29 protein-coding genes are annotated in these 16144 nt (G+C 40.8%); all 29 read right to left on the minus strand.

Annotation, left to right across the window (positions count from 1 at the left end; all coding sequences use genetic code 11):
• Positions 1–2: 2 nt before the first annotated feature.
• The 29 genes from R0K30_RS09730 to R0K30_RS09870 all read right to left on the minus strand — a co-directional run bounded on the left by R0K30_RS09730 (position 3) and on the right by R0K30_RS09870 (position 16141).
• Positions 3–923 carry a phage minor head protein gene (locus R0K30_RS09730; protein WP_410610383.1) on the minus strand — a complete coding sequence of 307 codons (921 nt, stop codon included), beginning with the start codon at positions 921–923 and terminating at the stop codon, positions 3–5.
• A complete protein-coding gene (locus tag R0K30_RS09735; RefSeq protein WP_410610385.1) occupies positions 904–2364 on the minus strand; it encodes a phage portal protein in 1461 nt (486 codons plus the stop codon). Before R0K30_RS09735 ends, R0K30_RS09730 begins: the two co-directional genes overlap by 20 nt.
• Before the next feature lie 3 nt (positions 2365–2367).
• Positions 2368–2643: a hypothetical protein gene (locus tag R0K30_RS09740; protein ID WP_410610387.1), complete on the minus strand. Its 276-nt coding sequence runs from the start codon at positions 2641–2643 to the stop codon at positions 2368–2370.
• Positions 2640–3944, minus strand: a complete 1305-nt coding sequence (locus tag R0K30_RS09745) for a PBSX family phage terminase large subunit (protein WP_410610389.1) — start codon at positions 3942–3944, stop codon at positions 2640–2642. Before R0K30_RS09745 ends, R0K30_RS09740 begins: the two co-directional genes overlap by 4 nt.
• The gene (terS, locus tag R0K30_RS09750) at positions 3931–4650 is read right to left on the minus strand and encodes a phage terminase small subunit (RefSeq protein WP_409481927.1); all 720 of its coding nucleotides are present in this window, start codon (positions 4648–4650) and stop codon (positions 3931–3933) included. Before terS ends, R0K30_RS09745 begins: the two co-directional genes overlap by 14 nt.
• A gap of 48 nt (positions 4651–4698) precedes the next feature.
• Positions 4699–4866 (minus strand): hypothetical protein, encoded by a 168-nt coding sequence (locus R0K30_RS09755; protein WP_410610392.1) that lies wholly within the window; start codon positions 4864–4866, stop codon positions 4699–4701.
• 153 nt (positions 4867–5019) lie between these two features.
• Positions 5020–5475 carry a hypothetical protein gene (locus R0K30_RS09760; RefSeq protein ID WP_410610394.1) on the minus strand — a complete coding sequence of 152 codons (456 nt, stop codon included), beginning with the start codon at positions 5473–5475 and terminating at the stop codon, positions 5020–5022.
• Positions 5475–5948: a hypothetical protein gene (locus R0K30_RS09765; protein WP_410610396.1), complete on the minus strand. Its 474-nt coding sequence runs from the start codon at positions 5946–5948 to the stop codon at positions 5475–5477. Before R0K30_RS09765 ends, R0K30_RS09760 begins: the two co-directional genes overlap by 1 nt.
• Before the next feature lie 156 nt (positions 5949–6104).
• Entirely contained in the window at positions 6105–6569 is a 465-nt protein-coding gene (locus tag R0K30_RS09770) for a hypothetical protein (protein WP_144521587.1), read from the minus strand.
• A gap of 15 nt (positions 6570–6584) precedes the next feature.
• Complete coding sequence (locus R0K30_RS09775) at positions 6585–6707, minus strand: hypothetical protein (protein WP_410610399.1); 123 nt, start codon at positions 6705–6707, stop codon at positions 6585–6587.
• Between the two features lie 89 nt (positions 6708–6796).
• Entirely contained in the window at positions 6797–6940 is a 144-nt protein-coding gene (locus R0K30_RS09780) for a hypothetical protein (RefSeq protein WP_217013583.1), read from the minus strand.
• On the minus strand, positions 6927–7109 hold the full coding sequence (locus tag R0K30_RS09785) for a hypothetical protein (RefSeq protein WP_410610401.1): 183 nt from the start codon (positions 7107–7109) through the stop codon (positions 6927–6929). The genes R0K30_RS09780 and R0K30_RS09785 overlap by 14 nt, the downstream gene beginning before the upstream one ends.
• Before the next feature lie 4 nt (positions 7110–7113).
• Positions 7114–7362 carry a hypothetical protein gene (locus R0K30_RS09790; protein ID WP_410610403.1) on the minus strand — a complete coding sequence of 83 codons (249 nt, stop codon included), beginning with the start codon at positions 7360–7362 and terminating at the stop codon, positions 7114–7116.
• An 11-nt stretch (positions 7363–7373) separates the two neighbouring features.
• Positions 7374–7799, minus strand: coding sequence for a hypothetical protein (locus R0K30_RS09795; protein WP_410610405.1), 426 nt, complete (start codon positions 7797–7799; stop codon positions 7374–7376).
• Positions 7800–7815: 16 nt separating this feature from the next.
• Positions 7816–8157 carry a hypothetical protein gene (locus R0K30_RS09800; RefSeq protein WP_410610407.1) on the minus strand — a complete coding sequence of 114 codons (342 nt, stop codon included), beginning with the start codon at positions 8155–8157 and terminating at the stop codon, positions 7816–7818.
• 16 nt (positions 8158–8173) lie between these two features.
• Positions 8174–8659, minus strand: a complete 486-nt coding sequence (locus R0K30_RS09805) for a hypothetical protein (RefSeq protein ID WP_216927851.1) — start codon at positions 8657–8659, stop codon at positions 8174–8176.
• Complete coding sequence (locus R0K30_RS09810) at positions 8656–9114, minus strand: hypothetical protein (RefSeq protein WP_216927850.1); 459 nt, start codon at positions 9112–9114, stop codon at positions 8656–8658. Before R0K30_RS09810 ends, R0K30_RS09805 begins: the two co-directional genes overlap by 4 nt.
• The gene (locus R0K30_RS09815; RefSeq protein WP_410610410.1) at positions 9114–9770 is read right to left on the minus strand and encodes a dUTP diphosphatase; all 657 of its coding nucleotides are present in this window, start codon (positions 9768–9770) and stop codon (positions 9114–9116) included. The genes R0K30_RS09810 and R0K30_RS09815 overlap by 1 nt, the downstream gene beginning before the upstream one ends.
• A 16-nt stretch (positions 9771–9786) precedes the next feature.
• Positions 9787–10179, minus strand: a complete 393-nt coding sequence (locus tag R0K30_RS09820; protein ID WP_410610412.1) for a hypothetical protein — start codon at positions 10177–10179, stop codon at positions 9787–9789.
• A 27-nt stretch (positions 10180–10206) separates the two neighbouring features.
• Positions 10207–10458, minus strand: a complete 252-nt coding sequence (locus R0K30_RS09825; RefSeq protein ID WP_410610414.1) for a hypothetical protein — start codon at positions 10456–10458, stop codon at positions 10207–10209.
• Positions 10459–10475: 17 nt separating this feature from the next.
• The gene (locus R0K30_RS09830) at positions 10476–10679 is read right to left on the minus strand and encodes an XtrA/YqaO family protein (RefSeq protein WP_410610415.1); all 204 of its coding nucleotides are present in this window, start codon (positions 10677–10679) and stop codon (positions 10476–10478) included.
• Between the two features lie 75 nt (positions 10680–10754).
• Positions 10755–10910 (minus strand): hypothetical protein, encoded by a 156-nt coding sequence (locus R0K30_RS09835; RefSeq protein ID WP_410610417.1) that lies wholly within the window; start codon positions 10908–10910, stop codon positions 10755–10757.
• Positions 10911–11023: 113 nt separating this feature from the next.
• Positions 11024–11479: a DUF1064 domain-containing protein gene (locus tag R0K30_RS09840; protein ID WP_410610419.1), complete on the minus strand. Its 456-nt coding sequence runs from the start codon at positions 11477–11479 to the stop codon at positions 11024–11026.
• Positions 11480–11873: 394 nt separating this feature from the next.
• Positions 11874–12239 carry a YopX family protein gene (locus R0K30_RS09845; RefSeq protein WP_410610421.1) on the minus strand — a complete coding sequence of 122 codons (366 nt, stop codon included), beginning with the start codon at positions 12237–12239 and terminating at the stop codon, positions 11874–11876.
• 271 nt (positions 12240–12510) lie between these two features.
• A complete protein-coding gene (locus tag R0K30_RS09850) occupies positions 12511–13443 on the minus strand; it encodes a DnaA ATPase domain-containing protein (RefSeq protein ID WP_410610423.1) in 933 nt (310 codons plus the stop codon).
• Complete coding sequence (locus R0K30_RS09855; protein ID WP_410610425.1) at positions 13346–14008, minus strand: DnaD domain protein; 663 nt, start codon at positions 14006–14008, stop codon at positions 13346–13348. Before R0K30_RS09855 ends, R0K30_RS09850 begins: the two co-directional genes overlap by 98 nt.
• Positions 14009–14169: 161 nt before the next feature.
• Positions 14170–15009, minus strand: a complete 840-nt coding sequence (locus tag R0K30_RS09860; RefSeq protein ID WP_410610428.1) for a recombinase RecT — start codon at positions 15007–15009, stop codon at positions 14170–14172.
• Positions 15009–15959: a YqaJ viral recombinase family nuclease gene (locus R0K30_RS09865; RefSeq protein ID WP_410610430.1), complete on the minus strand. Its 951-nt coding sequence runs from the start codon at positions 15957–15959 to the stop codon at positions 15009–15011. The genes R0K30_RS09860 and R0K30_RS09865 overlap by 1 nt, the downstream gene beginning before the upstream one ends.
• A gap of 2 nt (positions 15960–15961) precedes the next feature.
• Entirely contained in the window at positions 15962–16141 is a 180-nt protein-coding gene (locus tag R0K30_RS09870; protein WP_410610432.1) for a hypothetical protein, read from the minus strand.
• Positions 16142–16144 lie beyond the last annotated feature (3 nt).

Consider the following 16144-nt stretch of genomic DNA (forward strand, 5'->3'; position numbering starts at 1 on the left):
AATTATTTCCCCTTCCCCTCAATTGTTTTGTACCACTCTTCATAGGTTTGGTATGGAATGACCTCACCCGCTCCCGAACCGCCTTTTCTCGCTCTCCTTGTGTCTGGCATTTTGCCATTCACTTTGAAAGAAACAGTGCAGCGGCAGTTTATATCATCTTTGGCATTATTCATGTGACCCGGAGCGGGGCCGACACCGCCATAAATAGAAACGAACAAACCGTTTTTAGCGGTCTTCCCATCTAGCTTTCTATGACCCGCCCTTGTTTTTAAGTCAAGGGTAGAATTCCACACCTTTTCTAAATTGGCGTGTTTAGAAGCCTTTTCAGCGCTTTCCAATCTTGCTGATATCTGTACCCTATGAACTTCAGTTCTCGCCACGTCACGAGCTTTTTTCCGGGTAAATTCGGTCGCTCTTTCTATTCGCTTGGCTATTTTGCTATAATCCTCACCCGCTTGAATGCCTTGAGCAATAGATATTTGAATCTGCCGGACATAATCATCACGGTGACGCTTATATAAGGCTGAAAGAGTCAATTCAGCTATCGGGTTTAATATTGCCTGTTGAATCATTGCCGTTGTCGGCAACGTATAACCCATCTTCACCGCTGCTTCTATCTCGTAGAGATAAGCAGACCGCATATAGTTCTCAAGAAATTGCTTAGCGGCTAATGCTTCGACAATGATGATCACAGTTTTGAATGCTTTGCTTGATTCCTCGGTCATCCGCTCCATTTCTTTTTTGAAGCGGTTGTATTTGTTGAGATCAGCCATAGATAGAGAACCATCTTTCCCATACTTTGCAAAAAGAGCGGCCATTTGCTGATTAATCTCTTTCAATCTCTTAGCAAAGACAGCATCAATTTTCTTGGCATCCTCTGTGATCATGTCGTCGAGCAGTTTATCAATCTCGTTTTGATTCATCTTCATCACCGCCCGCTTCTGGTTCGATCTCAGTTAACGGCGGCATGCTGTTTCTGTATTCGGCTTCCTCTGCCTCAATACGCTTCAATTCCGCTTCTACATCATCTACCCACGGATGATTTGCAATACGTGTTTCACGGCTTAAATCTGTGCTCTGATTCGCCATTTGAACCTGCTCAAGCTCGTTTGTCATTCGAGAGCGGTTAAAAGTCATCTGTAAGAGCGTGGGATCGTATTCTCCTTGACCTGTCATTTTTAGATATTCAGTGAAGAACCAAAAAAAAGCGCTTAAAGCTGGCCGGAACTTCCGCTCTGCTTCATTCGCCTTTAGATCAAGTAAGGAATATAGATTTTTAATTGCAACGTTGGTCGGTGAATTTCCCACTTTGTCGGGATTGTTGTTTACTCCCTGTCCGAAGCGGTAAATATTCTCTTCTAATCGGTCCAGATGTGAGTTTGCGCTATCCATCGGGATTTCAGCGCTCTTCATTTCTAGTCCTCCATCACCAGACACTTCCACAGCTTTATAGTGACGTAGATTTGTTGTAAATTCGCTCAAGTCTTGCCCGGCGAAGTTTTTCAAAACATAGATCAAGTCTTGCATTTCATCAAACGTGTTAGCGTTATTAGAAATGTTGTTATTATATTGATCAATTAAGTCTTTATAGAAGATCAGGTCGCTTACACCTTCTTCATTATTCTTAAACTCGATCATCGGTACCTTACCCCAGCCATACCCTTTCCTTCGTTTGTCGTAGAAATGGCTTTCAGGATTCTTCTCATATTCAAAGTCTTGGATCAAAGACCCGTTATGCTCTACATAGTAGAAAATCTGTTCATCTGTGTACAACTCAACCTTTCGGGTAAGTTCATCATCTATGTTTTTAACATCATAGTACCGGATAGCATAAAGCAGGCTGCGTTTTTTGGTTGAATCGTAAACAGGTATGACTTCTTCTGCCGGAATCCGAAGATAATCAAAATTACCTTCCTCATCAACAAATGGATGAAGCCATTCTTTTCCCTTGTTGCTGGCGTTCTTGAGCAATTCTTGCATACAATCATCAAAATCTTCGTCTATAAAGTCGTTCACAACTTCAAGAAACCTTTCTTCTTCCGCATTGAAGGTGATTGGTTTCCCTAAAAGGTACTGGACCTTTTGCTGAACCAGCAGATTATGCCAGTTGTGAGAGATTCGATTGTTTGGTTTCTCCGTATCAACCTTTTTTGTGCCGTGCTCATAGAAATAGCGGTTACGCTTCTTGATGTCCGCTTGATTCAAATAATAAGCAACACCTTCGAGCATTTGATCCCGCTCTACAGCATGTTTATCAATCATCTTTTGAAGGATGGTTGTATCGGGTAGCTTGTCGGATGTTTCTGCGCTGTCCTCGATGATTTTGAGCAGCTCTTCTGTATGTGTTGGTGAAGTTGGGTACATCTATTATTCCTCCTCTCTATACCCTTGTTCAAACATGTGATCCATGAGCGTATGTGTCATGTTTAACGCCTCTTGATAAGTTGCGCCTCGATAAAACAATGTGTACTGATCTTGTTCAACCTCAGAAACAGCAATCATCTTGTTTATCTTTCCGCTTTTTGCATCAGCAAGCATTTTTTCCAATGATTCCACTATGTTTTTCTGATCTTCATTAAGCTGCACACGATTCTTTTTACGCCAATCATTCGGCTTTTCAGTTTCAAAACTGACCTTTTTCATGTTAATACCCTCACCCCCGATTGTTGCATATCGCGCTCAAATGCGTATCTAGTCGCATCAATAGAGTGATTTTCTTTATCCTCAAGGCGTGGTTTAGGGTTGCCGTCTTTATCTGTTTGATAATCAATGTTCTCAAATTCACGGGCTAGATTTGGTGTTCTCAATGGATCAATGACTATTTCATCTAAATCACCAAGCCATTCCTCACCATATTGAACCGAGTCAGGGCCTTTCTTTGCTCCTGAAACCCTCCTAATGCCGTGTTCCTTTTTCAGCTCGTCAATACTTTTGGGTTCAGCACTATCGGCTGTGATCTCGTTGCTTTCATAGCCTTTTGATTTAATCCACTTCGCCAGCTCTCTATTTGAAACCTTGTGATCATATAATTCAGCAAGTGCATATATTTTGCTTCGCTTCTTATCATAGTGCCATCTGACGAAAGCAAGCGGATCTGGACCATAACCAAAGTCAACGCCCTGACGTATATTATCAAAGGAGCGGACCATATCATCAGTTATGCAGCCTTTTTTAATATAAAGGTTGTCGAACGGAACAACTCCAGTTCCGATCGCTTCACCAAGATATTCCCATCTATATTTCTTTTCGTTTTTGGCTTTAGTTGTCTCAGCCTCATTGATAAACGCTTTTGATAGATGAGGGTTGTCTAGGTATGTTGAATGATGAATATACGTGTTCTCAGCAAGGAATGACGTTTCATACTTCTTGTTAACCCAATTTTGCTTACGCTTTGGCGGGTTATAAGTGTAATAAAACGTATAATCAAATTTCCCTGCTCGTTTACGTGGGTTTTCCGGCTTTGTTTTGTGTGTAAGTTCTTCACGTAACACCGAGTTCATGATGGTGCTTACTTCCTCGTCGGATTTGAATTCTGCAAGCTCTTCTATCCACATAACACCTATTGGAAAATCAGCGTCTTTGATTGATTTGAGCTTTTCAGGATCGTCAGCACCAGCAAAGTAAATCTTGTTCCCTCTCGGCTTGTATGTGATTTCTAACCTAGAAGGAACAAACTTGAATAGATGAGAGACTCCCAGCGTTACCGTTGCTTGCTTTATCTGTGCGAAAACAGATTTAACAAGTGTGTTCTGGACTTTACGCAGCACGAGAGCGGAAACAGGGTATTCGATAATATCTGTTACCACACCAACGCCCACGCTGAATGATTTACCAGAAGCACGGCCGCCCTTTAGAACGTAATGAAGATGCTCTTTTGCTCTTCTGTATCTCCAAAACTCACGAAATGCCGGTGCCAGCACTTCCGATACTTTAATCATCGTCATCACCTATATCATCAACAATGTAAACTGGAGCAACATCACCTAATTCCATTTTCTCGACTTCGGCTTTTGTTTTATCAATGTTGAGCCTCATCTGCTCAAGTTTAAGCCGTCTTTCGTCTGTCTCATGGGCTATGTTGTCAAACTGCTTTATCAAGCCCCTAAGCTCAGACATCGCCCTAGATTGAGCGTTTAGGAATGTAGCGTGACGATCCCAAGCAAACTGGAATTCGTATTCTTCTTCTTCAATATCAGCTGAATCTGAAACAACTGACTTTTTCTTTTTCAGCTCTTTGATCATTTCGTCTTTGCTTTCAACGAACATGATCTTCTGCGCTCTTACAATTGCTGTGAACTGAATTTGTATTTGTTCCCAAAGTAAATCAACGGGCGAAAACTCCTGAATGTCCTGCATGATCTCAAACGCTTCTGCTGGCATGTGCTTTGAATAAAAGCCATGTGTCTTGGCGTTTTGGTTTCGTATTGGTGCTGCTCCCCCGCTATTACCTAACGCATTAACGTTACCGGGTTGACCACCCTTTTTTGTGTGCACACTTTTTCTTTTGGGTGCACCCTTTTTCCTTTCCCAACCATGCCGCTTTTTCCATGATTTTATGGTGTTGATCGACACCCCGTATTTCTCGGCAAGGTCCTTGTATTTCATACCTTTGACGTAATCTTTCTCCGCCTGAATGTGCTTCGATTCCATTTACATTCACCTGCCGCCTCCTTCTGATTCGTGTTTGTTTCGGGATCTTTATTTCTTCACTTGGTACTTGATGAGGTTGTTGTACTCTTCAAACCACTCAAGAGGAATTTCTGACCTTGCTGATATTCTTCGTTCGATCGCTGCTGCTATATCTTCTGTTCTACGTTCATCATGTAGCCACTTAGGAATAACACCTAAAGGCGGTTCCTTTGTCATGTCATTCACTCCCTTTGTTTTATTCACTCTAAACTGCCGCCGCATTCTACCTTTAAGCCGATACTTGGTGTAAAGAATTATCGGAAGCAGTTTACAGGGAACAAAAAAAGCACCCGTTAGGATGCTCAATTAAGCGTAGTGAATTTTCTTTATTTATACTAGAGTGTTCACCATACTGAATATTGTTGAACCAACATTATAAAGCGTTTTAACAGTTTCAGTATCTCCGTTAAATTCACTAATCTTATTCATTATCTTTCTATATTTACTTAAAGCTTCTTCTTGGTTGGTACTTTTTAATACTTCTAGCATTTCTACAACTAGAGCAAAAGTCTCTTCCTGCTTACTGTTATTTTCCCTTACAAGGAATGAAATTTCTTTTAATATTGCTGTATTTTTTTCAATTCCAGCGAGTAGAAGTAGCATTTGCTCCCTATACTCTTTTTCATCCTTCTCTTGTTGTTTTTCTTTTTCTTCCCTCTGTTGATTTTGTAAAACCAGTTGATCCCTAACCTTTTCCATTTGACTTAAATCAGGTTTAGGAACATTTAAAGCAAATTTGTTTTTCGGAAAAATTGACTGTCCAAATAATTTATTTAAATCACTCATTAGTATTTCTCCTCTTTTCTTGCCTTTACTTGCTCAAATGTTTTTAACATGTAACCTGTAATAATTCTATTCTTTCTGTCTTTATTTAATAGTATTAGTACAATTAGAACCGATATAGTCACCAACAAAAATCCTAATATTTTAATTACATTAACATTAAATACAGCCGTAAGATATGCAACGAATAAAGGAATCACTGCCATTAAGTTTCTTCTGACAGGATCTAAGCTATTATCCAAATGATAAAATCTAGCAATTGCAAAATCTATGGAATCCATATCTAAGTTGCGAAGTAAAGCCAAGTTCTTTTTATAATGCTCCTTCGTATTACCGTATATGAATATCTTTTTAAAATAAGAAATTAAATCTTTCTCTGGATATGTGTAGATCACATCTTCTAATTCCTTTAATTGCTCGTTCTTTCGCTCGCTCTTTTGCTTATTATTAGTTGTGGTTTTCTTCTTTTTACTCAATTTCACTCACTCCTCGACATTAATATCGGAGAAGTTTGATAAAATTGTGGTGTTCGCAAAATTTGTCGAACGAATCCCAAGCTCGCAAGAGCAAGTGAAAATATATTAATTTGCGGAGACACGGGAAAATTATGCCTCCCCGTCCTGCCTTCAAGTTTACACTGCGGTTTTAAGTGATTTCAAATGTTGAAGAAAATTGACTTTCTTGACTTCTTTGACGATATTGCCGATTATTTCAGTTTTGATTTTTCTGATTGTGTCTCTTGAGCATTCAAGGTGATCAGATATAGCGGTGTAACTCATTCCAGTCATCATGCAGTCATACACGATTAAATGTCTTTCCTCTTGCATTTGATCCACAGCTTTATTAAGGAAATTAGCAATGGCTTCGTATTTGAGCAGTCGCTTTTCTCTGCGGTCAAGATGTCTTAGTTCAGCTTGGCTTATTCCTGCTGATCCTTTAGGCATTGCAGCTTCATCACCGTATGTTGCCGTTAGCTTTTGACCTCCAGCGAATTCAACACGGTTCAAGAGCCTTGTGAGCCTGTCGATCTCTCGTAACATAAATTCATAGTCTCTAATCCATTCTTCAACCTGCCAAGCAATCATTTGATCTGTCATCTATATCCCCTCCCGTTATTTACGCTTGTACGCCCCGCCTTTGGCTCTTTTCAGTCTTTGCATGTTTTGCCCCATGAGCTCTTTTATCTCTCTTTCTGTAAGCTCCTGCGGCTGTTTTTTCGGTTTATCTTTTTTCACGGCTGCTCCTTTCTGACAAAAAGAAAACGGACACCAACCAGCACCCTTAAAAGGTGTTGATCAGTGTCCGCAGGCTCTCCGTCTTGGACTTATTTAATTGGCTCTATAAAAATGTGTTCAAAATCATCGTCATCTTCTTCATAATTCCATTTGATGAAAAAGAGACAATCCTCTTTAGAAGATTTGAACAGTGTTTCATCCGTTCTGTCGTCATACACTCTATACTGATTCATTACATATCTTCACCCATTCTTTGAGTTTTTCATAATCGGCTGAGCTGATATTAACATCAGCAACTCCACAATATGCACAATGGACCTCACCCGGATGCTCTAATGTTTCAAGATATGTCCACTCTTCGCAATCCTCGCAATAGTAGCTGTGCAAGTCTTCTGCTGTCATTCCGTTACCTCCGCCATGTGTCTTCCTCATGATTTCCAGATGCTAAATATTCTGTTTTCCCCATCAGTTTATAGCACTGCTTACAATAGGCTTTTGTTCCTCCGTGGTGCGACAGGCCGTCATACATAGCGCCTTGTTCTTCTTCTAAATCTCCGGCTGAATTGTAGTAAATGTGAGCTGAACCAGTTACTCTCTCTTTCGTGTAAAATCCATCAGCACTCTTGCAATGAGGACATACGATTTTATTTGTCATTTCGCCACCGCCTATCGAATATTGAATTTAACGGACTCAAAGGTGCCGATGTATTTTTTCTTTGCTGAATCCGTGTAGCAATCAAGCTGGATCACGTATGTTCCTTTGCCGGTACGTTTGCGAATTTCACTTACACTAAACGACTTTAGAGGCGTGGCAACTTTGAAGCTGCCTCTTTGCACTAGATTAGTATCTGTTAAGCCGCCACCGCTTCGCTTTTTGTAAACGCCAGCGGTGTAATAAAGCGTGCTTGATCCCTTCTTTTCCGCTCTCCAGTCAATTGTCTTTGCGCCTGCATAGTAATTGGTATCATCCGTAAAGACTCGCGCTTGATGACCATATCCCTCAGTTTGCCAGTTTGACCATACCGCTTGAGCAGACGGCGCATAAAGCACCGCCGCAATAATAATAGTTAGTGTGATTAGTAGTTTTTTCATTTGTCATTGTCCCCTCTTATATAAATTCCAATGGTTCATTTTGTTGATGCGCTAGTTCCATTCCCTCTGCAAGATAGAGCGCGTTAATTTTATCTCTATCATCATCCGACCAATTGCGGACAAGTTGACGCAATCTATTAGCAACGGTTTTACAAACGTCAGGCGGTAGGTCATCTTCACAGTCTGAATGATCCAGCAATGGAATAATGTCATCATCATAGTTCTCAAATGGTATATCCCCACCAAAGCCCTGCATATCATCTAAATTCATACCGATACATGCTGCTAATTTTCTTCGGAAGTTATTGAAGCTGCTGTATGACCAACGTGCATCACAATGAGTAAAATCTAATCCCATGATTCATTCCCCTTTCTTATAGCAAGCTCCCGTCTATTGCCAATCTCATTTCTTTTTCGTTCGTTAAATCTTCAAGGACTTCTTCAATAGGAACTGTTTTGTTATCTTCTCCAGTACAGCGACTATACTTTGTTGCTGCATATAGTGCCGTTACTTCTTTGATGCTTTCCGCAAGTTCTTTCTCTTCATCACCAGTTACATCATTATTATAAATCTCCATTGCACGTTCGATATTGCGCGCTTTGATCAATGCATAATAAGGCTCGTGCGTCTCATAAAACTTCATTTCTTCTTTGTTTTTGCTTTTAACCTGTTCTTCCAACAACTGAATTGCCGTTTCAAGGTATGTCGCAAGATCCAACGTTTCTTCAAGTCCGTGCTGCAACCACCCTTTTAGATCATAGGAGGAGGTTTTGACATAAGCCCCGTACTTTTGCAGGCCCTTTTCCTGCTGTTGGTGCAGCTTTGTAATTACAGATGAGATAATCGGGTTTTCGTTCATTGTGCTTCCTCCAATAGATCAGGATTTTGATAGATGTTGCCTATACGTTGATAGTAATCAAGCTCAATCATTGAGTTTTGAACAAGATAGTCAGGTACAACTTCAAAGCCGTCTTCATCAGTGGCTTTTGGGTTTACCGCTTCCGCATAAAAACCTACACATTTTGAAGGTTCATACTCATTACCGCTTCCATCCTGTTCATACTTTCCAAGTTTCACAACCGCCACATAGTCACCAGAAAAATGGGAAACCTTGATTAAATCACCTACAAAGACATCTAGTTTTTGCTCTAAGGGTACGCATAGATCACGAGAGATCAATTCGTATTCAGTTTCATCGAAGCACGGTGACAGCTTTTTTGCTACCCGCGCTTCTAGTTGACTAGTAGAATACTTTTTGATCTCAATGTTTCCTGAAAAACGATGCTTGAAAATGTATCTGATAACAATATCCATCAGTATCCCTCCTGCTGCCGCTTATGATTGACGGCGTTTTTGTCAATGTATGCTTGTTCTATTTGTTCAGAAGTGAAGCCGAGAGCTATTCCTAGCTCGTTAAATCGGTTGAAGATATTTCTATAGTAGTGAAACAACATGCCAGCATCTTCAAATCCCGTAATTAAGGACGACACACCTTTGAAAAGAGATAGAAACGCATTCACTCCGCTAACTTTCTTGACATTCCATTTCAAAATGTTCAAATTATAAATACTTGATGAATAACCAATGTCATTACCAATACTCAAGATAAAATGCAAGCAGTCCACGTATTCTTCTAAGAGTGGATTTTTCGTGCCTGTCGTTCCTTCTCCGTTGCATTCTTCACACTTGATATATTCGTGTCCTCCGCTTCCTTCTGCGTCCTCTGCGACCCTTTCGTAATTCATATCGCCAGTGCCTTTACAAAGAGAACACTCTATCTCTTTTTCTGTGCATGGCTGCTGGTCATTGCTCCAGAACTTAAAGCCGCGCCACTCGTTAGCGCATTCAGCCAGTTCGACCTGTAGTGCCAAGATAAGTCCGGGAAGAAGGTCTTGACCTTCCAGCCCTTTTTCTTTAATTATTCGACTGTCTAACTCCGCCTGCATTTTAAACATTTTTTCAAGGTTCATTTCAGTTGGCCCCTTTTCAATTTAATGAGAATGATGGAACTGCTTCAAACCATATTTCTTTACGCTGTCTTGACCAACCGTTTATAAATGGTTTTGAATCCCTGTAAAGAGTCTCAAACATTTCTTTGCGAATATCTCTGTGAAACTGCCATACCATTACATCTTCATTCAACGATTCTGAAGGATCGTTAAGTTCCCATAAGCCCCAATCATCCCATGCAACACTTTCTAGCCAGCTTGCTAGGGCATAATTTGATTCAAAGACGAAGAAAGGTCCGCCATCAATTGGGTATAGTAAAAACAATTCATAGTACCTGTTAACTTCCGTCATATATTCTGGTAGTCTGCCTTTTATAAATTCAACTGCTTCCCTAAGCGTTTCAAATTCCTTTAACACATGTTCACTCATACCGTTTCCTCCTAAGCCGCTAGGCGTTTAATTTCCTAGTAATCCAGCGATCGTTATAATCGCCATGAAACCAATCAAGGTGAAGATGACAGGTCCGTTTGATTCCCTTTTCGCCATGACGACATTGCCCTCTATGATCAGGTCAGGACAATAATCAGCAAGCACTGGTACGAAAAATTTAGGCACGCCTATATATGCAGCTGCATCATCAATAGTCATCGCTTGATTTTTGCAGGCCTTGACTGCCTGTGAAAGCTCGACATGTTTAGGTAGACTCATTATTTCCCCGCCTCCATTTATTTTTTGATCTTGTATCCTATTTCATGGTCAACTCTTGCAAAGTGACCTTTAGCAGTTTGAATGATCGTTTTTCCGTGTTCAGGTGCGTCTGTGATGTGTGCGGTTCCTTCGTTGCCGTCTATTACGATGATGCGGACCTTACCGGGTTCTATTGCATTTTGAATAGTTGTATCAAAGTCTTTAATTTCAGTTGGTTTCATCCGCTTCATGCCCCCATGTGTTATAATTAAAGTGTTGGGTTTAATTAGCACTGGGGCCGCGGCTTCGGTGTTTTTTTATGCCCATTTATCCATTTGGTATGATGGTGACGGTTTTAGTTCTTCTCTATACACGATAGGGCGCTTGGCTAGATACGCCTCTAGTTCCTCTTTTGTCATCTTCCACTCGATGACTGGACCCGTAGCATAAGGGTTGTTAGGCTTTCCGCTCATTATTTCTCCCTCCAATCTTCGGTATTTCAACGCCGCCCATTCGTTTGCAATCTGTTCCAAAGCGGCTAGAGCATTGTTTAAACTGCGAACAACGTGTCATACAGGCCATAAGCTTATCTTCCTGCCTTACCCACAACGGACGATCGTCTGCTATTACCACGTTTAACAGTTGGTTTCCCCGCCTTCCTTTTCAGCTTTTTGAGTTTGTCCAGTTCGATAAAACCAAGCGACCGATCAAAAGCAACGACTTTTAGCGGAGTATCAAATTTGCGTTCATACAGCTTTCGCTTGATAGCAAACTCTTTCGTTTCCATTCCCTTGATGTCGATTATTTCTTTTGATCCATCGAGTTTAGTGATCTCGAAGTCTGCAATATATTCAATCTTCCGAAAAGTCTTGTCATGTTTCTTAAAGGCTTCTTGAAGCTCAAAGCGTGGTTGCAATGAAAAGTCTTTTATCTGTTTGGCTTGCTTGAGCCATTTAAGATGCTGATAGTATTTGGCTTCTGCCTTGCTGTCGAAGGTGACGCCATCTACTACCGTTTTGCGTGCGCCGTATTTATTGGACATTTGCCCTCTCCTTTTTTTGCTGCCTAATATCCATTTCTGTCATGTCACAATCTACACAATAATAATAGTCAGGTTCCAACAAGTGTTCCTCTCCTGCCATAGGACAGTAGCTCGTTTCCATGTGCTTATGTTCACAGGATTCCTGACGTTTCCTCTTTTCTCTTTGTAGAACAACAGGACAATACATAGTTTCATGTAACTTAGCTCCATGCTTAGTCAGAAGACGTTTCCCGCAATTTTCGCATTGATAAAGCGTTTGATTCTCCAATACTTTTGCCATTCCTCACCCTCGCTTTCCGTTGCTGGAAGTGCTTTTTCAGTTCGGCAACGAGCTTTGATTTTTCTGTTTCAGTTAGGTCAGTTCTTTTTAGTAAAGACGTGATGCTAGGATTCATTATTTTTCTGTTAACAGCTTCGGGGTTTCATAGATGTTGCCGATGACTTCTGGAAGTCTTCTGTTTACGTTTAGTTCCAACCCTGTCCATCCACCGTTCCCTGAGTTAGCGTGATACAAATCTAAAGGAACAAACTTATATCTAGCTTGGTGAGAATCGTAACAAATGACTCCTTTGATATTCTTAATTGGATCAATAGTAATATCCCCCTCATAAATCTCAACGCCGTTTTTATCCTTTAATCCGGTGTACTGCATATAATCACCATGTTTATCAGCGAAAATTTCATTGATATCACCATCAAAGGTTGGTGCCATCATCCCAATTCGACTTCCATACCAACCTCTAAACTTGATTTCTCTCATTCCCTTACCTCCCGTCATCCCGCAGCCATTGCAGGAGCTTCCTTTCTCTTGATGATGTTGTTAAAGCGATAGTGATTAGTGCTGCCATCGTCTTCATGCTGTCTTTCCTTCCAACGCCCTTGCTTTAGCCAGCATTTGATCTAACATTTCAATGACTGGCTTTAGGCTCTGTTTACATCCTGTGGTGTTACATTCAGGACAAGGGAAGAAGCCAGCCATGAAAGTATTTTCGTTTATGACGACTTTCTCGCCATTGCATGTGTTACACATCTCAAAACGCTCCTTCTAGCCGATGATTCAGCTTTATATTCTTTTCAATTGTCACAGCAAAGTTCTTACACATTGAGTAAAGTCGGGTGCCGAATGCTTCATCCATTTGTATGAAGTCCTCAAATGTTAATTCAGATGAAAGCATGATCGGTTTTTGATGTTGATAACGATAGTTAATAATTTCTTGCATTTGCAAAAACGGCCATGTCTTCAGCTCGTCATTTTCATTTGTTCTTGATTTGAATAGATCATCAATAAAAAGCACGTCTATGTTTTTTAAAAGGTCCATCTTCTTTGGTAACTTATCGAAATTTTTTCTAAGATCCGTCATGCCTTCAAGGTACGGAAAATACAGGACGGGAATTTTATATTTTTCAATAAATCCGTTGGCAACAGCTGATAGAAGATGTGTTTTACCGACACCCGACTGACCTAATAAAGCAATGCTGTTTTCGTCAGTGTTCTTTATATCTTGAAATGCTTTAGCGTACTCAAAGGCGCATTCTCGCATTTCTTGAATCACTTGAGGTTTTCCAGCTGTTTTAAAACTACTGAATGTCATTTTCTTAAACCGTTCAGATATATTGCTGGCACTCATAAGTTGCATTTGTGTTTTAAGTGCTGCCCTTTCGGCAACACATCGACACTGGCGTGAAAAGGTTGTCTTCCAATACTTCGCATCTTGAGGGCTACATACTTTACCAGCGAGAAAGTCATCTTCACGAACCATTTCATGAGCGGCAAGGTCGAAACGTTTCCCTTCATTTTTCATGCGCTCTTCTGTGCTTTTGTGAATCCGATACACGATAATTCCTTTATCCTTACATTCATCGCATTCATACGTTTCTTCTGAGGCGACCGGTACCGAAGATTGGCGTAACTTTAGATTGGCCTTCATTTTTTCGAACACCTCGTCTAGCGTTGTCTTTGCCATCTTGCTTGCCTCCTTTGATGATTGGTCTGTACAATACCGCTGAAACCCAACCTATTGATTTCCGATCCTTCTCAACGGCTTCTTTCATGACTTCAATCACTTTAGCTTCTCCGTGATCGTCAATCATTTGATTGATCTTTTCAGCATTAATCGGGCTTAATGTGCCCCCAAAATGACTTTCAAAAAAGATGAACGGGTTCATAGGTTGCTCGTCCTCCTGTCGTGTTGGTTTTTCTTCTTTTGGCTTTTCGGGTTCTTCGTCAGGTACAGGGGCGATGCTCGCTTTAGTCTCAAGACTTACGATGCGATAACTGCCCGCTGATTTACCTTTTGGTTTGTATTCAATCCGGCCATGTTCCATTAAAATTTTCCGATGCTCAATCATAGTCTTTTCGCTAACTCCTAACCGAGAATAAAGCCGACTGTTTGGCACCGTGAACCAATCTTTCCACGAACAACCGTTGTTTATATCCATCAAGTGAAACCACAGTGCTTGAGTGGTAGGCTTTAATTCTGTTGTTTCAAGAAATCTCATGAAACCGTTTATTTCTTTCAGGTAGTTCATCTATTCACGCCCTTTCGCATAGAGCTGTCATTCCGTCGATGCTGACAAGCTTTAAATTTGGTTCAGTTCTTTTGATGTAACCCTCGACATAGTTTCGGAACAACTTAGACCTATTGGGTGCCCCCTCTGTCATCCATAAATAACAGAAGGGAATAGGCACTCTAATTGAATGGGAGATCGTCATCTTTTATATCAACCGCTTCGCCATCAAAAGGATCGGCATCATTTGCGCTAGGCTTTTCATCAGCATCAATGATTTCCGTTTCCGGCATTTCATCCGTAATGTCAATTCGTTCACGCTGTTCTTCTCCGTCTTCTTTAAGGGCTGACTGCATTTCAACCGACAAGATGCCCCACTTGCTCAAGATTGCTTTTAATACCGTTTTCAGCGCCATAGCATCCCAATCGTTTTTCCAACCGAAATCGGACTTACTGAAACGTTTTTTATGTTTTTCAACGTCTGCTTTAGTCCAATATGTTGTTTTTCTAAAGCCGTTAAGCAGTTCAAAATATGCGGCATATCCAATGACCGATTCTGATTGACGTTTTTCAAAATCTATATCAATTTCTTCCGTCAAAGGGTTCCATTTTTGAAGCTCTCCCTCACGAATAGGTATACAGTTAATAAATTTGTATTGTCCGGTTCTTAAAGCAAGCTGGATATAACCCTTATATCCTAGTTGAAATTGCGCTTTACCACTGTACGGAACAATCCAGGCATAACCCAAATTCTTATCTACAGGTAGATCAAGCGTTGCTGCTACCATTGCAGATGAAATGACACTCATCGGCTCCGCTTTTTGAAGCATTTTCTCGCTGTTATATAGACCTAAAATTGATGCTGTGAACTGTGGTGCTCGCTTCCCTAAAACCTCTTCAAAACGGTTCATGACTGTTGGTGAAGAAAGCAATGATTTTAGTGTTGTTCCTTGAGTAGCGGGTGCCGCTGCGTTATTCTGCCGTTTCTGTATATTGTTTTTTAATGATTGATTAGTAGCCATCATTCGACCTCCTTGATTGCGAAACGCCTTGATCTCGTTTCTTTTATGACTTTTTGGTAAATATCGGGGAAGTGCTCTTTCAGTTTGTTTGTGTCTACTCTGTTAGAAACAACTGGTTTCCAAGTTGCTTGATACTTACCGACAAAACCTGTTTCAGCATCTTTCAATTCTTGCTTGATCTGATTCTCAATCTCTTTGGCTTGCTCTTGTAAAGCGGCAATGTCTGCTTTAAGTCTTAGATAGTGTTGGATGCGCTCTTTATTTGCGCTTGTGAGATCAACAATTTTGGTGCTATCTGATTCAGCATATTTCTTCTTCAAGAACTCTTCTGCCGCGCTCGATCCGTCTAGTGCTGGAGCAACACCTTTCAGCACATGGTCATTCCAAAAATTCACGACAGATGAAAATATCATTTCAATCAGTTCTTCATCACGCTCAACTTCTTTCCACACAAACCGATTACCACCAATCAATACAGCGAAGTAACCTTTTTTGTATTCAGGTCCTAAAATCCCTAGATAGTATTGAACCTGAACAATGTAACTGGCGGGAATCTCATCATTTATCCATTCCTTTGCGTTATAGGCGGATGTTGTCTTGCATTCGAGAATGGCTTTTTCACCAACGATCATGCGGTCAATGTTTGCTAGAATCATAGAATGCTCGGGATGCTGTAAAATGGCGTTTTTCTTGCGAACCTTTTTGCCGCTCCTAATCTCAAATTCTTTCGCCACTATATCTTCAAGTATGGTTCCGAAGTATGCTGCATCACTCTGCTCATCATCCAGCAAGACTTGCCCTGTCTTTTCAAGCCATAATTCAAACGGCGTTTTCCATTTACTCAAGCCAAGCACCACAGCAGCATCAGACCCACCTATACCCTTTTGCCGAGAGAGAAGCCATTCTTCTCTCGACATTTCAGCTGTAGATGAAAGGACCTTCGCTTGCATGACTACATCTCCACCTTTTGACGATAAGCCGCCTGCCCTAGCTGAATATATTTTTGTTTGGCTGCTGCGTTAGGAAAATTAAACACAGGTTGTCCTTTTTTGTAGTCGATCCAACCGCCTGCCTGCTCTAAACGCTCCTGCGCTTCACGGCGATGGTCGAAGCTGATTTGAAATTTTGACATCAT

The organism is Bacillus sp. SIMBA_154 (assembly GCF_046536015.1).
GTDB classification, from domain to species: domain Bacteria; phylum Bacillota; class Bacilli; order Bacillales; family Bacillaceae; genus Bacillus; species Bacillus pumilus_P.

What these genes read in the sequence shown, in the direction of transcription:
- R0K30_RS09850 (WP_410610423.1), bottom strand. Translation starts at nt 13,443, where the DNA reads ATGGCAAAGACAACGCTAGACGAGGTGTTCGAAAAAATGAAGGCCAAT.
- R0K30_RS09865 (WP_410610430.1), bottom strand. Translation starts at nt 15,959, where the DNA reads ATGCAAGCGAAGGTCCTTTCATCTACAGCTGAAATGTCGAGAGAAGAA.
- terS (WP_409481927.1), bottom strand. Translation starts at nt 4,650, where the DNA reads ATGGAATCGAAGCACATTCAGGCGGAGAAAGATTACGTCAAAGGTATG.
- R0K30_RS09760 (WP_410610394.1), bottom strand. Translation starts at nt 5,475, where the DNA reads ATGAGTGATTTAAATAAATTATTTGGACAGTCAATTTTTCCGAAAAAC.
- R0K30_RS09815 (WP_410610410.1), bottom strand. Translation starts at nt 9,770, where the DNA reads ATGAACCTTGAAAAAATGTTTAAAATGCAGGCGGAGTTAGACAGTCGA.
- R0K30_RS09840 (WP_410610419.1), bottom strand. Translation starts at nt 11,479, where the DNA reads ATGTCCAATAAATACGGCGCACGCAAAACGGTAGTAGATGGCGTCACC.
- R0K30_RS09870 (WP_410610432.1), bottom strand. Translation starts at nt 16,141, where the DNA reads ATGTCAAAATTTCAAATCAGCTTCGACCATCGCCGTGAAGCGCAGGAG.
- R0K30_RS09830 (WP_410610415.1), bottom strand. Translation starts at nt 10,679, where the DNA reads ATGAAACCAACTGAAATTAAAGACTTTGATACAACTATTCAAAATGCA.
- R0K30_RS09745 (WP_410610389.1), bottom strand. Translation starts at nt 3,944, where the DNA reads ATGACGATGATTAAAGTATCGGAAGTGCTGGCACCGGCATTTCGTGAG.
- R0K30_RS09790 (WP_410610403.1), bottom strand. Translation starts at nt 7,362, where the DNA reads ATGACAAATAAAATCGTATGTCCTCATTGCAAGAGTGCTGATGGATTT.
- R0K30_RS09785 (WP_410610401.1), bottom strand. Translation starts at nt 7,109, where the DNA reads ATGACAGCAGAAGACTTGCACAGCTACTATTGCGAGGATTGCGAAGAG.
- R0K30_RS09835 (WP_410610417.1), bottom strand. Translation starts at nt 10,910, where the DNA reads ATGAGCGGAAAGCCTAACAACCCTTATGCTACGGGTCCAGTCATCGAG.
- R0K30_RS09825 (WP_410610414.1), bottom strand. Translation starts at nt 10,458, where the DNA reads ATGAGTCTACCTAAACATGTCGAGCTTTCACAGGCAGTCAAGGCCTGC.
- R0K30_RS09805 (WP_216927851.1), bottom strand. Translation starts at nt 8,659, where the DNA reads ATGAACGAAAACCCGATTATCTCATCTGTAATTACAAAGCTGCACCAA.
- R0K30_RS09800 (WP_410610407.1), bottom strand. Translation starts at nt 8,157, where the DNA reads ATGGGATTAGATTTTACTCATTGTGATGCACGTTGGTCATACAGCAGC.
- R0K30_RS09820 (WP_410610412.1), bottom strand. Translation starts at nt 10,179, where the DNA reads ATGAGTGAACATGTGTTAAAGGAATTTGAAACGCTTAGGGAAGCAGTT.
- R0K30_RS09780 (WP_217013583.1), bottom strand. Translation starts at nt 6,940, where the DNA reads ATGAATCAGTATAGAGTGTATGACGACAGAACGGATGAAACACTGTTC.
- R0K30_RS09810 (WP_216927850.1), bottom strand. Translation starts at nt 9,114, where the DNA reads ATGGATATTGTTATCAGATACATTTTCAAGCATCGTTTTTCAGGAAAC.
- R0K30_RS09770 (WP_144521587.1), bottom strand. Translation starts at nt 6,569, where the DNA reads ATGACAGATCAAATGATTGCTTGGCAGGTTGAAGAATGGATTAGAGAC.
- R0K30_RS09730 (WP_410610383.1), bottom strand. Translation starts at nt 923, where the DNA reads ATGAATCAAAACGAGATTGATAAACTGCTCGACGACATGATCACAGAG.
- R0K30_RS09860 (WP_410610428.1), bottom strand. Translation starts at nt 15,009, where the DNA reads ATGGCTACTAATCAATCATTAAAAAACAATATACAGAAACGGCAGAAT.
- R0K30_RS09845 (WP_410610421.1), bottom strand. Translation starts at nt 12,239, where the DNA reads ATGAGAGAAATCAAGTTTAGAGGTTGGTATGGAAGTCGAATTGGGATG.
- R0K30_RS09735 (WP_410610385.1), bottom strand. Translation starts at nt 2,364, where the DNA reads ATGTACCCAACTTCACCAACACATACAGAAGAGCTGCTCAAAATCATC.
- R0K30_RS09755 (WP_410610392.1), bottom strand. Translation starts at nt 4,866, where the DNA reads ATGACAAAGGAACCGCCTTTAGGTGTTATTCCTAAGTGGCTACATGAT.
- R0K30_RS09795 (WP_410610405.1), bottom strand. Translation starts at nt 7,799, where the DNA reads ATGAAAAAACTACTAATCACACTAACTATTATTATTGCGGCGGTGCTT.
- R0K30_RS09740 (WP_410610387.1), bottom strand. Translation starts at nt 2,643, where the DNA reads ATGAAAAAGGTCAGTTTTGAAACTGAAAAGCCGAATGATTGGCGTAAA.
- R0K30_RS09855 (WP_410610425.1), bottom strand. Translation starts at nt 14,008, where the DNA reads ATGAACTACCTGAAAGAAATAAACGGTTTCATGAGATTTCTTGAAACA.